This is a genomic window from Stutzerimonas sp. KH-1, assembly GCF_054483855.1.
This window is the reverse complement of the sequence record NZ_CM137011.1, coordinates 564,256-576,885: the sequence shown is the minus strand read 5'-3', so window position 1 is coordinate 576,885 and position 12,630 is coordinate 564,256. Positions and strand designations below refer to the sequence as shown.

Sequence of the window (12,630 nt, the reverse complement as noted above, 5' to 3'; positions counted from 1 at the left end):
CCTGCACTACGGGAAGGCCGGCCGGCCAGCCGATCAATTCGGTGCGTCATATACGCCGGTCGACAGATAGCGGTCGCCGCGGTCACAGACGATCGCCACGATCACCGCGTTCTCCAGTTCCTGCGAAAGCCTCAGCGCTGCCGCTACGGAACCGCCGGAGGATACGCCACAGAAGATGCCCTCTTCGCGGGCCAGGCGGCGCATGACCTGCTCGGCCTCGGCCTGGGACATGTCGATGACGCGGTCGACCCGTTCGGCCTGATAGATCTTCGGCAGATACTCCTGCGGCCAGCGGCGGATACCGGGGATGGCTGCGCCCTCCATCGGCTGCAGGCCGACGATCTGCACAGCCGGATTCTGTTCCTTGAGGTAGCGCGACACGCCCATGATGGTGCCGGTGGTGCCCATGGAGCTGACGAAGTGCGTGATGCTGCCCTGGGTCTGCTGCCAGATTTCGGGGCCGGTGCTGGTGTAGTGGGCCTCGGGATTGTCGCCATTGGCGAACTGGTCGAGCACCTTGCCATGGCCTTCGGCCTGCATTTGCAGCGCCAGGTCGCGAGCACCTTCCATGCCCTGCTCCTTGGACACCAGAATCAGCTCGGCACCGTAGGCGGTCATCGCTGCCTTGCGCTCGGCACTGGAGTTATCCGGCATGATCAGGATCATCCGGTAGCCCTTGATCGCGGCTGCCATGGCCAGAGCGATCCCGGTGTTGCCGGAGGTGGCTTCGATCAGCGTGTCGCCGGGCCTGATGTCACCGCGCAGTTCTGCCCGATTGATCATCGACAGCGCCGGACGATCCTTGACCGAACCGGCCGGGTTGTTGCCCTCGAGCTTGACCAGGATGGTGTTGCTGGTCTTACCCGGCATCCGCTGCAGACGAACCAGCGGGGTGTTGCCGATGCAATCGGCAATGGTCGGATAGTGTGTAGTCATGGCGTCGCACGGCATCTGAGAAGGTCGACATGATACCGGCATCGTTCGACGACGGGCAGCCGTGATTGTCTGCGCCAAATTGCGAGAGGCGGCGGAACGCGGCTAGGGGCGAGCGAGAATCCTCGGCGCCGCCTCGACGATCTGTCGCGAAAGATGCTCCATTCGCGGCGATTGCACCTTCCAGGTATGCCAGTACAGGGCGATTTCCAACGGCTCGTCGGCCGCCAGATCGACCACCTCGCCGGATTGCAGCGCATCATGCAGCAACAGTTCGGGCACCATGCCGTAGCCCAGGCCGTAGCGAATCGCGCTGAAATGCGGCTCCGCGCCAGGTACGTAATGGCAGGGATAGGCGCCCTCGGGGAGGCCGAAGCGGCGCAGCAGAAACGAAGACTGTAGGGTGTCCTTGCGCGTGTAGGCGACCACCGGCGCCTTGCGCGCGGCGTTGCGGTTGAGTCCGTTGGCGAAGTGCTTCTGCCGGAATTCGCTCGACGCCACCAGTCGGTAGCGCATGCGGCCCAGCGCGCTGGCCGTGCAGCCACGCATCGGCTTGGGCTCGGTACTGATGCAGCCGATCGCCAGGCCAGTCTCCAGCAGGCTGTAGGTGTGGTCCTGGTCCTCGACAGTGAGATCGAGCAGCACGCGCTCGCGGATCAGCACCTCGGCCAGCGCCGGAAAGAACCAGGTACCCAGACTGTCGGCATTGAGCGCCGCGACCACCACCAGCGGTGCATCGCTGCGCTCGGCCAGATCGGCCAGCAGATCCGCCTCGAGCAGCGTGGCGCGCTTGAGGTATTGCAGCAGGCGCTGTCCGGTTTCGGTGGGACGGCAGGGCCGACTGCGTACCACCAGGGCGCTGCCCAGCGCACTCTCCAGCGCACGCACGCGCTGCGAAATGGCCGGTGGCGTCAGATGCAGCCGCTGCGCAGCCTGCTCGAAGCTGCCGGTGCGAATGACGGCACGGAAGGCTTCGGTCTGCTTCGGATCGAGATTCATGACGGCACCGATAAAGAAAATGTTTGCATAGCCTAAAAATACTTAGCAAAGAAAACTAAAGCGACGCTTTGCCCCATAATCGCGCACCTCGAGCTGCAGCGCGCGTTGGCGGTGCAGCGAGTCTGTCCGGAGTATGCCGTGGAACTGCTGCACACCATTTATCTGATCGCGATCACCGCCGAAGCCATGTCCGGGGCCATCATGGGCATGCGCCGCGGTATGGACCTGTTCGGCATCTGCCTGCTCGGCACCGTGACCGCGCTCGGGGGAGGCACGGCGCGCGACGTGCTGCTCGGCCATTACCCGGTTGGCTGGATCGCCCACCCCGAGTACCTCACCTTCACCATCGGTGCAGCGATCGTTACCGGCTTCATCGCCCGTCACCTGCATCACCTGCGCATGGTCTTCCTGCTGGTGGACGGCCTGGGGCTGGTGGCATTCACCGTGATCGGCTGCGACGTGGCAATGGGCATGGGCGCACACCCATCCATCGTCGTGCTGGCTGGCGTCATCACCGGCATCTTCGGCGGGCTGATGCGCGACGTGCTGTGCAACCAGGTGCCGATGGTCCTGCAGCGCGAGCTTTACGCCACCGTGGCACTGTTCACCGGCGTCTTCTATGTCGGAATGCTCTGGCTGGAGATCAACACCACCCTGGCCACCCTGGCGGCGCTGGGCAGCGGCTTCCTGTTCCGTGTGTTGGCGATGACCTTCCACTGGAAGCTGCCGGACTTCAATGGCAAGGAAATTCGCGGCCTGGACTGACCACCCGCTGCCACGCGACATCAGGGCTTGATGTCGCGTGCAGATTCCACCGGTCCGAGCCGCTACACTAGCGCGCTGGCAAACCGGGATCGGTGAACGGACTGTGCTGAAAGACCTTGGAATTCGTGGCCGCGTACTGGTGCTGACGCTGCTGCCCAGCACCCTGCTGGCGGTGGTGCTCGGCGCCTACTTCACCTGGATGCAACTGTCGGAGATGCGCCACCAGCTCGATGAGCGCGGCCAGCTGATCGCCGAGCAACTGGCCCCCCTGGCCGCACCGGCCATGAACCTTGGTTATGACAAGCGCCTGCAGCGCATCCTGACCCAGGTGTTGGACCAGGCCGATGTCCGCGCCGTTACCATCCTCGATCCGGAGCGTACCCAGCGCGTGCATGCCGGGCCGCGAATGCTGACCCCCCCTCCACCAGGCGACCCGGAAGGCCTCACGCGCGTCAGCAGCATGGATCACACGCGCATCCTTATGCCGATCCTCAGCCGCCACCTGAACCTTGCCGACGAAGCCCGCGGCCCGGACGAGAAACTCATCGGCTGGCTCGAGCTGGAACTGTCGCACCACAACACCCTGCTGCGCGGCTATCGCAGCCTGCTGACCAGCCTGTTTCTGGTCGGCGCAGGGCTGATCATCACCGCACTGCTGGCATTGCGCATGAGTCGCGCCATCAGCCTGCCTTTGCAACGGGTCAAGGCCGCCGTCGCCCAGCTCAAGGACGGCCACCTGGAAACGCGCCTGCCCCCCCTGGGCAGCCATGAAATGGACGAGCTGGCGTCCGGCATCAACCGCATGGCCGAGGCCCTGCTCAGCGCCCGCGAGGAACTGCAGCATAGCATCGACCAGGCCACCGAAGACGTGCAGCAGAACCTGGAGACGATCGAGATCCAGAACATCGAGCTGGACCTGGCGCGCAAGGAGGCGCTGGAGGCCAGCCGTATCAAGTCCGAATTCCTCGCCAACATGAGCCACGAGATCCGCACCCCGCTCAACGGCATCCTCGGCTTCACCCAGCTGTTGCAGAAGAGCGACCTGACGCCGCGCCAGCAGGACTACCTGGGCACCATCGAGAAGTCCGCCGACAGCCTGCTCGGGATCATCAACGAGATCCTCGACTTCTCGAAGATCGAGGCCGGCAAGCTGGTGCTCGACAGCATCCCCTTCAACCTGCGCGACCTGATCGAGGACACCCTGACCATCCTCGCCCCGTCTGCGCACACCAAACAGCTCGAGCTGGTCAGCCTGGTTTACCGGGACACCCCACTGTCGCTGATCGGCGATCCGCTGCGCCTCAAGCAGGTGCTGACCAACCTGATCAGCAATGCGATCAAGTTCACCAACGACGGCACCATCGCCGTGCGCGCCATGGTCGAGGACGACAATGCCGAGCGGGCGCAGCTGCGTATCAGCGTGCAGGACACCGGCATCGGCCTGACCGATCAGGATCTGCGCGCGCTGTTCCAGGCGTTCAGCCAGGCGGACAATTCCATTTCTCGCCAGCCCGGCGGTACCGGCCTGGGTCTGGTGATCTCCAAACGCCTGATCGAACAGATGGGCGGCGAGATCGGCGTCGACAGCATCCCCGACGAAGGCTCCGAGTTCTGGATAAGCCTCAGCCTGCCGAAGGCGCGCGACGATGTCGAAGACCTGCCTCATCCTGCCCTGCAGGGGCGCCGGGTCGCGCTGCTGGAACGACACCTGCTGGCCGGCCAGGCATTGCAGCACCAGTTGGAAAGCCTCGGCTTGGAAGTTCATGCCTTCGATACGCTGGACCAGATGCAGGAAGCCATCGCCGCTCAGCGTCAGGGTAGTCAGCTGATCGATCTGGCGGTGCTGGGCGTCACCGCTCGGGAAATCCGGCCCGAGGTCCTCGGTCGCCGACTGGCAGAGATCGAGACGCTCGGTTGCAAGTGCGTAGTGCTGTGCCCGACCACCGAACAGTCCGTGTTCCACGACGCCCTGCCCGAAGCTCACAGCTACACCCAGCTGCAGGGCAAGCCGACCTGCACGCGTAAATTGCAGCGCGTGCTCGTCGAGCTGGTACGTCCGCACCAGGCATATGCCGAACCCAGCGCCCCGGCGGTCGGCCGCCCGGCACGTGTGCTGTGCGTGGACGACAATCCCGCCAACCTGCTGCTGGTGAAAACCCTGCTCGGCGACATGGGGGCAGACGTGGTCGCCGTGGACAACGGCCTCGCCGCTCTGGAGTCGGTCAAGCAAAGCGCCTTCGATCTGGTGCTGATGGACGTTCAGATGCCGGGCATGGATGGCCGCCAGACCACCGAGGCCATACGCCACTGGGAGCACACCAGTGGCAACACGCCGTTGCCGATCATCGCCCTCACCGCTCACGCCCTGGCGAACGAAAAACGTTCCCTGTTGCAGAGTGGCCTCGATGACTACCTGACCAAGCCCATCAGCGACCGCCAGCTCGCGCAGGTGGTGCTCAAGTGGACCGGCCTGGCGCTGCGCAGCCAGCCGCAGCGCCAGGCTGAACCGTCGACGCAGCCACAGCCGGAACCGCTGCCGGAGCCGCAGCCGGCCCTCAAGGTTCTCGACGAAGAAGAAGGCCTGCGCCTGGCCGCCGGCAAGGCGGACCTCGCCGCGGACATGCTCGGCATGCTGCTGCAGTCGCTGGAGTCCGATCGGCGCACCATCCGTGAAGCGCGCCAGGCCGGTGATCGCCAGGCGCTGATCGAGCGGGTGCACCGCCTGCATGGAGCGACTCGCTATTGTGGCGTACCGCAACTGCGCAACGCCTGCCAGCAGAGCGAAACGCTGCTCAAGCAGAACCATCCGGACAGCGAAGCCGCGCTGGATGAACTGGACGCGGCCATCGCCCGACTCGAGCAGGAAGCAGAAGCCGCCAGTTGACCCGAACGGGCCGGGCCGCTGCCCCGCCCCTGCTTATCAGGAATCTCAATGACCGACCGTCCCGTCCCCGATGTTTTCACCCACGCCGAACTCGACTGGGACGAAAATGGCCTGCCGCAGTCACGCCTGTACGGCGATGTGTATTTCTCGCGAGCCAGCGGGCTTGCCGAAACCGAACACGTGTTTCTTGTACAGAACGATCTAGCACGACGCTTCGCCGCGTTGCAGGCCGGCGAGCGTCTGGTGGTCGGCGAGACAGGCTTCGGTACCGGCCTCAATTTCCTTTGCGCCTGGCAGTTGTTCGAACGCACCGCCGATCCACAGGCGCGCCTGTACTTCGTCAGTGTCGAAAAACACCCGCTAACCTGTGATGATATGCAGCGCGCCCTGTCGCTCTGGCCGGAGCTGCGGGCACAGACCGAACAGCTGCTGTCGCAGTACGTCGCGTTGCACCCCGGGTATCAGCGCCTGGTCCTGGCCGGCGGCCGGGTCATACTGACCCTGCTCATCGGCGATGTCGCCGACTGCCTGCCGAACCTCGATGCCCGAGTGGATGCCTGGTTCCTTGATGGTTTCGCACCGGCGAAGAACCCGCAGATGTGGCAGCCAGCCTTGTTTGCCGAGCTGGCCAGGCTATCGGCACCCGGGGCGACCCTGGGCACCTTCACCAGCGCCGGTTTCGTTCGCCGCGGGCTGATGGAGGCCGGCTTCGACATGCAGCGCGTGCCCGGCCATGGGCATAAGCGCGAGATCTTGCGCGGGCGCTTCCTCGCCACCAACACGCCGGCAACCGACAAGCCCTGGTTCGCCCGGCCCGGATTCGCCTCGAGCGAGCGCCGGGCGGTGGTCGTCGGGGCCGGGCTGGCCGGCTGCGCCACGGCCGCATCGCTGGCCGCGCGCGGCTGGCAGGTCAGCGTGGTCGAACGCCATGCCGATGCTGCGCAGGAAGGCTCCGGCAATCCACAGGGCGTCCTGTACCTCAAGCTGTCCGCCCATGGCACGGCCCTGTCGCGGCTGGTGGTCAGCGGTTTCGGCTATACCCGTCGGTTGCTGGAGAACCTGCACGGAGGCCAAGACTGGCAGCCTTGCGGCGTGCTGCAGCTGGTCTACGACGAAAAGGAACGTGAGCGCCAGGCCGAACTGACGCAGGCCTTTCCGGCCGATCTGGTCCGCGCCCTGTCAAAGGCCGAAGCCGAGGCGCTGGCCGGTGTCGAACTGCCCGAAGGGGGACTGTTTTATCCGCAGGCGGGCTGGGCCAATCCGCCTGCGCTATGTCACTGGTTGCTGCAACGGCCCGGCATCGAGTTGCTGCGCCACCAAGAAGTTCTGGATGTACGACGCGTTGGTCGATCCTGGCAGGCCTGGAGTGGGGAAACGCTGCTTGCCGAGGCGCCGGTAATGGTGCTCGCAGGTGCGGCCGAGGTTGCGCGCTTCGGCCAGAGCGCCTGGTTGCCGCTCAAGCGCATACGCGGCCAGATATCCTGCCTGCCGGCGACCCCACAGAGCGAGGCGCTACGCACCGTGCTCTGCGCCAAGGGCTACGTCGCACCGCCACGTAACGGCATGCACACCCTGGGCGCCAGCTTCAACTTCCAGGAGACCGACGCTGCGCCCAGTGTTGCCGAACACCAGGCGAACCTGGAAATGCTCGAACAGATCTCGGCCGACCTCTACACACGCCTGGAGGCCGATCCACAGCGCACCGAATCGCTGCAGGGGCGCGTCGGGTTCCGTTGCACCAGCCCCGATTATCTGCCGATCATCGGTCCAATGGCCGACTCGCAAGCCTTTGCCGAAGCCTATGCAGGACTGGCCAGAAATGCACGGGCGAATCAGAACGCGCCCTGCCCCTGGCTGGACGGTCTCTATGTCAATACCGCCCACGGCTCGCGAGGAATGATCAGCGCGCCACTCTCTGGCGAATTGCTGGCCGCCTGGCTGGATGACGAACCGCTGCCGTTACCACGGGCTGTGACGGAAGCCTGCCATCCCAACCGCTTCCTGTTGCGCAAGCTGATTCGCGGCAGCTGACCTCACCTGGCAGTGCAAGCCGTCATCCGAGCGGGTGACGGCTTGCATCGAAGCGCGCACCGAAAGATACTCCCCCCACTATACAAAGCAACCGGCGTAGGTCCCATGAAAACCCTGTCTCTGCTCGCTCTCGGCTTGTTTTCCGTCAGCGCTCAAGCGGCCCCTGCGGCCGATCCGGAGCAACTGCGCGTCGAAGCCGTCGGCCTGATCGCCCCGTTCCAGCAACAGCTGCTCGGCACCGTCAAACAGGCGATGGCCGATGGCGGTCCGGCGCAAGCGGTCGAAGCCTGTCAGTCCCTGGCGCCAAGCATTGCCGCCCAGCACAGCCAGGCGCCGTGGACCGTCGGCCGCACCGCCCTCAAATTGCGCAATCCGGACAACGCGCCGGATGCCTGGGAGCGTCGTGTGCTGGAGCAATTCGCCCAGCGCGCCGCTGCCGGTGAACCTGTTCAACAGCTCAGCCATGGCGAAGCGGTTGCCGGCGAATATCGCTACATGCAGGCTATCGGCACCGCCGAGGCCTGCCTGGGTTGCCATGGCGAGAACATCAAACCGGAACTGCTGCAGCTGCTCGATAAGCACTACCCGCAGGACCAGGCGCGCGGCTTCCGCGAAGGCGACCTGCGAGGCGCATTCACCCTGAGCCGTGCCCTGGCGCCCTGATAGGCTTTACACTCCTCGAACGGTCGCGCACCGCCACGGCCCGTCATCCTCGTGGGGAACGCTCATCAAAACGGACGTACCAACGATGGAGACGAGCGCTCACGATGGAGTATTCATGCAGCCAGATACCACCCCCCGCATTGCTTCTCTTTCGGCCGCTTGCGCCTGATGGATGTACTGCTGCTCGAAGCGCTGGGCATCGGCCTGATCCTCGGGCTGCTGCTCGGCCTGACCGGTGCCGGCGGCTCTCTGGTGGCGCTGCCGCTGCTGCTAAGCCTGCACCTACCGCTGCGCGATGCCATCGGCGTCAGCCTCGGCGCAGTGGCGATGTCTGCGCTCATTGGCGCGATCCCCCGGGCCCGGCTCGGTCAGGTCGCCTGGCGCCCGGTGGTGTTGCTGGCGACCTGCGGCTTGCCTGGCAATGCCGCCGGCCAGTGGCTGGGGCAGTTCATTCCCGAACGTGCCCTGATCATCGGCTTCTGCCTCTTGGTGCTCTGGTCGGCCTGGCGGATGTGGCGCGGCGCCAGCCTGCCGGCCAAGGAAAACGTCGAGAATCGCTATCCGGCGCTGCTCGGCATCGGCCTTGGGGTTGGCCTGTTGTCGGGGCTGATGGGTGTCGGTGGAGGCTTCCTCATCGTCCCGGCATTGCTCTGGTTTACCTCGTTGTCACTGCTCAGCGCCATGGCCACGTCGATGGCGGTGATCGCGCTGGTCAGCGGTGGCGGCTTCCTGCTCTATCTCACCGACGCCGAACCTCCGCTGGCACTGCTTGGCGGCCTGGCACTCGGTGGTGCCTGCGGCGTGCTGTTCGGCAACCGCCTGGCGCAATACCTCAACAGCAGCCTGCTGCAACGCCTGTTCGCCCTCATGTTGGTACTCGTCAGCCTCTCCCTGGGGATTCAAAAGCTGGTGCTGGGTCACTGACGCTCGGCGTCATCCCAGAACGGCCGGCTCGCTTCCCATTCGATGTCGGCACGGCTGCGGCCGATGTCCTTGAGCATCTCGTCGCTCAGACTGGCCAGCTGCCGCCGCTGCCGTGCCAGCTCGCGCCAACGGCGTGCCTTCGACCAGGCCCGCGCGAGAACCGTGGTCAGAGAACTCTCTGGCAGCTGAAGCCTGTACGAAACGATCTTCTGCATGTTCATCACGACGCCCTCCGGTTTGGATTGGCGCCAGTCTCGCGCGGCGATTATGATCAATCCAACGAATGTTTCTGATGCCTTGCATCTTGGGGATTGATGAATGGCGAGCTACCCGAACATCGACACCGAACTGCTGCGCAGCTTCGTCGCCATCGCCGACCATGGCGGTTTCACTCGCGCCGCCGCAGCGGTCAACCGCACTCAGTCGGCGGTCAGCATGCAGATGAAGCGTCTGGAGGAGGACGTCCTGGAACGTCCGCTGTTCGAACGCAGCGGCCGTCAGGTCAGGCTCACAGCTGAGGGTCAGATACTGCTGGGCTACGCCCGGCGCATCCTCAAGCTGCATGGCGAGGTGATGACCACGCTGCGCCAGCCGCACATGGTCGGTGCCGTTCGCATCGGCACGCCGGACGACTACGTCATGCGCTTCCTGCCGGGCATCCTGGCGCGCTTTGCCCAGGCCTTTCCCCTGGTCCAGGTGGAGGTGCACTGCGAGCCGTCCAGCCAGCTGCTGCAGCGCCGCGACCTGGACCTGAGCATCGTTACCCGCGAGCCAGGCACCGAAATCGGCCAACTGTTGCGTCAGGAGCACGTGGTCTGGGCGGCCGCACCAGGCTTCAATCTCGAAGACCACAGTCCACTGCCGCTTGCGACTTTCAACTCCGACTGCTTTTGCCGGGCCTGGGTCTGCAATGCGCTGGATGCCCGCGAAATCGACTACCGGATCGCCTACAGCAGCCCCAGTCTCGCCGCGATCATGGCCATCGTCGGCGCCGGGCTGGCACTGACAGCGCAGCTGCAGAGTCTGATCCCGGCTGAGCTGAACATTCTTGGCGAGGCGGACGGGCTGCCCGGCTTGCCGCAAACCAGCATCGTCCTGTTACGCAATCCGCAACGGCATTCACCGGTCAGCGAGACCCTGGCCGGCTATATCGTCGACGGTTTCCGGCTGTAGTTGCGACGACTTAAACGCCGGCGGCCAGCTGGTCGAACACCTCCGGTACCAGAGCAGCCTCGCCCTTTTCCGCCAGGCGTTGGCGCCGGTCCTGCTCAGCAGGCGAGTCGAGAATCGCCAGCAGGCGCGAGCCACGCTCGGTGAGAACGAAATTCTCACCGTTCCCGCCCTGTTCCTCGGGGCGACTGGCGATGAACCCTCCCTCGAACAACAGGCTCTCGTAGTCGGCCGCCTCGGCACGCAGGCTGTCCAGATTGGGCATGGACTTGCCTTCGCTCTCCAGCTGCGCGGCATGCTCCTCGGCATAGCGACGTGGTTTGAATGTATCGTTCGCGCTGCCCTGCACTTCATGCAGCAAGCGCTGGATCAGGTCCCATTTGTAGCTCATGGCCATTCTCCCGTAGCAGGTATTCCGCCCCGTAGACAGGGCGCCTGTACATACCGACCGCTTTCGCTGGCCGCCGGTTCGCGCTGAACTAAAGCGGCTGGGCGGCAATCCACCTTTAGGAACGACTGAGCGAGGACACAGCCATGAAACTGCTGACGATTACGTTGACCGCCGCCCTGCTGGCCGCACCGACCGCCCATGCGGCCTGCACGCCGGACGAGGTCAATGCCAAGGCGGAACAGCTGGCCGAACGGGTCAATCAGCTCACCAAGAGCAACCCGGCCCGGGCAGAAGAGATCAACGAGGAGATTCGACAGATGGACACCAAGCGCAGCGCCGATCAGCTTGGCAACGAGTGCGAAGCCTATGACAAACGCCTGCAGCAGATCGAGCAAGCGGAGCGCGAGGCCGACATTCCGCCGGCCGACGCGCAACGCTAAGGCGAATCAGCCGAGTGTCACTCGGCCGTCGGCTTCTTGCGCTTGAGCGGTGCCATGCCGTCCTGGCTGACTACAGGTGACGGCGTCTCCCGCTTGGCGCCGTTCGGGCGCTTGCCGGCAGGCTTGGACTTCTTCTCTACGCCCTTTTTCTTGTCGATCTTTTTCTTCTTGCTGCCAGCGGCCTTGCCCGAAGCCTTGAGGTTCTTCGGCCCCTGATAGGTGCCTTTCAGCCCCTTGATCACCCGCTTCTCGAAGCGCTGCTTGAGGTAGCGTTCGATACTCGACATCAGGTTCCAGTCGTTATGGCAGATCAGCGAGATCGCCATGCCCTCGGCGCCGGCGCGTCCGGTACGGCCGATGCGGTGCACGTACTCGTCACCCGAACGCGGCATGTCGAAGTTGATCACCAGGTCCATGCCCTCGATATCCAGGCCGCGCGCAGCCACATCGGTGGCCACCAGCACCTTCACGCCGCCCTGCTTGAGCCGCTCGATGGCCAGTTTGCGCTCCTTCTGGTCCTTCTCCCCGTGCAGCACGAAGACCTTGATGTCGCCTGCCACCAGATGACCGTACAGACGATCGGCCTGGGCGCGGGTGTTGGTGAAGATGACCGCCTTCTGATAGGTCTCGTTGGCCAGCAGCCAATGCACCAGCTTTTCCTTATGCGCCGGATCGTCGGCGGTGATGATCTGCTGCCGGGTCGACTCGTTCAGCTCGCTGACGCGGTTGAGCTGAAGGTGCAGCGGATCACTCAGCACCTTGGCGACCATCTCGCGCAGCCCGGCGCCCCCACTGGTGGCAGAGAACAGCAGCGTCTGCTGACGCTTTTCGCATTCTCCTACCAGACGCTGCATGTCTTCGGCAAAACCCATGTCGAGCATGCGATCGGCCTCGTCGATCACCAGAACCTCTACATCCTTGAGGATCAGGTTGCCCGCGTTCAGATGCTCGATCAGCCGGCCCGGCGTGCCGATCAGCACGTCCGGCACCTTGCGCAGCATCGCGGCCTGGACCTTGAAGTCCTCACCACCGGTAATCAGACCGGACTTGATGAATGTGAACTGCGAGAAGCGCTCGACTTCCTTGAGGGTCTGCTGGGCCAGTTCGCGGGTCGGCAACAGGATCAGCGCGCGCACGTCGACCCGCGGCTGGGCATCGCCGATCAGACGGTTGAGCATCGGCAGCACGAACGCAGCCGTCTTGCCACTGCCGGTCTGGGCCGTTACACGCAGATCGCGCCCTTCCAGCGCCGGCGGAATCGCCGCCACCTGCACCGGGGTCGGCTCGACGAATTTGAGTTCGGCGACGGCCTTGAGCAGGCGTTCGTGCAGGGCGAATTGGTCAAACAAGGGAGCTACCTCGGAGGTCGAAAAGAACGATGGCATAGGTTACCCGGTCTGCCCGGCAAAGGCGCGTTCTGTAACAGCCGG

The 12,630-nt window shown here is 64.6% G+C and carries 12 protein-coding genes; 7 read left to right on the top strand and 5 right to left on the bottom strand.

The genetic code is table 11. The features are described from left to right. Window positions 1-33: 33 nt before the first annotated feature. A complete protein-coding gene (cysM, locus tag ACX1DW_RS02875; protein ID WP_026012453.1) occupies window positions 34-936 on the bottom strand; it encodes a cysteine synthase CysM in 903 nt (300 codons plus the stop codon). 102 nt (window positions 937-1,038) lie between these two features. Then, complete coding sequence (locus tag ACX1DW_RS02870; RefSeq protein ID WP_458992742.1) at window positions 1,039-1,932, bottom strand: HTH-type transcriptional regulator ArgP; 894 nt, start codon at window positions 1,930-1,932, stop codon at window positions 1,039-1,041. A 138-nt stretch (window positions 1,933-2,070) separates the two neighbouring features. Between ACX1DW_RS02870 and ACX1DW_RS02865 the strand changes: the two genes are divergently transcribed. The 5 genes from ACX1DW_RS02865 to ACX1DW_RS02845 all read left to right on the top strand — a co-directional run bounded on the left by ACX1DW_RS02865 (window position 2,071) and on the right by ACX1DW_RS02845 (window position 9,199). Continuing rightward, entirely contained in the window at window positions 2,071-2,697 is a 627-nt protein-coding gene (locus ACX1DW_RS02865; RefSeq protein WP_003283735.1) for a trimeric intracellular cation channel family protein, read from the top strand. A 103-nt stretch (window positions 2,698-2,800) separates the two neighbouring features. Next, window positions 2,801-5,581, top strand: a complete 2,781-nt coding sequence (locus tag ACX1DW_RS02860) for a response regulator (RefSeq protein ID WP_458992741.1) — start codon at window positions 2,801-2,803, stop codon at window positions 5,579-5,581. Between the two features lie 48 nt (window positions 5,582-5,629). Continuing rightward, the gene (gene mnmC, locus ACX1DW_RS02855; protein ID WP_458992740.1) at window positions 5,630-7,612 is read left to right on the top strand and encodes a bifunctional tRNA (5-methylaminomethyl-2-thiouridine)(34)-methyltransferase MnmD/FAD-dependent 5-carboxymethylaminomethyl-2-thiouridine(34) oxidoreductase MnmC; all 1,983 of its coding nucleotides are present in this window, start codon (window positions 5,630-5,632) and stop codon (window positions 7,610-7,612) included. 105 nt (window positions 7,613-7,717) lie between these two features. Further along, on the top strand, window positions 7,718-8,275 hold the full coding sequence (locus ACX1DW_RS02850; RefSeq protein ID WP_458992739.1) for a Tll0287-like domain-containing protein: 558 nt from the start codon (window positions 7,718-7,720) through the stop codon (window positions 8,273-8,275). A 168-nt stretch (window positions 8,276-8,443) separates the two neighbouring features. Then, on the top strand, window positions 8,444-9,199 hold the full coding sequence (locus ACX1DW_RS02845) for a sulfite exporter TauE/SafE family protein (RefSeq protein ID WP_133456640.1): 756 nt from the start codon (window positions 8,444-8,446) through the stop codon (window positions 9,197-9,199). Here the strand turns inward: ACX1DW_RS02845 and ACX1DW_RS02840 are convergent. Next, window positions 9,193-9,420, bottom strand: a complete 228-nt coding sequence (locus tag ACX1DW_RS02840) for a DUF1127 domain-containing protein (protein WP_458992738.1) — start codon at window positions 9,418-9,420, stop codon at window positions 9,193-9,195. The two genes, ACX1DW_RS02845 and ACX1DW_RS02840, sit on opposite strands and share 7 nt — an antisense overlap. Window positions 9,421-9,517: 97 nt before the next feature. Here ACX1DW_RS02840 and ACX1DW_RS02835 point away from each other — a divergent pair, with 97 nt between their 5' ends. Next, entirely contained in the window at window positions 9,518-10,372 is an 855-nt protein-coding gene (locus tag ACX1DW_RS02835; protein ID WP_394374694.1) for a LysR substrate-binding domain-containing protein, read from the top strand. Between the two features lie 10 nt (window positions 10,373-10,382). On the opposite strand, the gene ACX1DW_RS02830 is transcribed toward ACX1DW_RS02835, so the two are convergent. Continuing rightward, on the bottom strand, window positions 10,383-10,760 hold the full coding sequence (locus tag ACX1DW_RS02830; protein WP_063539933.1) for a hypothetical protein: 378 nt from the start codon (window positions 10,758-10,760) through the stop codon (window positions 10,383-10,385). Between the two features lie 143 nt (window positions 10,761-10,903). Between ACX1DW_RS02830 and ACX1DW_RS02825 the strand changes: the two genes are divergently transcribed. Then, window positions 10,904-11,200, top strand: a complete 297-nt coding sequence (locus tag ACX1DW_RS02825; RefSeq protein ID WP_208216319.1) for a hypothetical protein — start codon at window positions 10,904-10,906, stop codon at window positions 11,198-11,200. Window positions 11,201-11,217: 17 nt separating this feature from the next. On the opposite strand, the gene ACX1DW_RS02820 is transcribed toward ACX1DW_RS02825, so the two are convergent. Further along, the gene (locus ACX1DW_RS02820; protein ID WP_458992737.1) at window positions 11,218-12,549 is read right to left on the bottom strand and encodes a DEAD/DEAH box helicase; all 1,332 of its coding nucleotides are present in this window, start codon (window positions 12,547-12,549) and stop codon (window positions 11,218-11,220) included. Window positions 12,550-12,630: the final 81 nt, after the last annotated feature.

Bases quoted from the DNA above. Each gene is read 5' to 3' on its own strand.
- cysM (WP_026012453.1), bottom strand. From the start codon at position 936: ATGACTACACACTATCCGACCATTGCCGATTGCATCGGCAACACCCCG.
- ACX1DW_RS02870 (WP_458992742.1), bottom strand. From the start codon at position 1,932: ATGAATCTCGATCCGAAGCAGACCGAAGCCTTCCGTGCCGTCATTCGC.
- mnmC (WP_458992740.1), top strand. From the start codon at position 5,630: ATGACCGACCGTCCCGTCCCCGATGTTTTCACCCACGCCGAACTCGAC.
- ACX1DW_RS02850 (WP_458992739.1), top strand. From the start codon at position 7,718: ATGAAAACCCTGTCTCTGCTCGCTCTCGGCTTGTTTTCCGTCAGCGCT.
- ACX1DW_RS02845 (WP_133456640.1), top strand. From the start codon at position 8,444: ATGGATGTACTGCTGCTCGAAGCGCTGGGCATCGGCCTGATCCTCGGG.
- ACX1DW_RS02840 (WP_458992738.1), bottom strand. From the start codon at position 9,420: ATGAACATGCAGAAGATCGTTTCGTACAGGCTTCAGCTGCCAGAGAGT.
- ACX1DW_RS02835 (WP_394374694.1), top strand. From the start codon at position 9,518: ATGGCGAGCTACCCGAACATCGACACCGAACTGCTGCGCAGCTTCGTC.
- ACX1DW_RS02830 (WP_063539933.1), bottom strand. From the start codon at position 10,760: ATGAGCTACAAATGGGACCTGATCCAGCGCTTGCTGCATGAAGTGCAG.
- ACX1DW_RS02825 (WP_208216319.1), top strand. From the start codon at position 10,904: ATGAAACTGCTGACGATTACGTTGACCGCCGCCCTGCTGGCCGCACCG.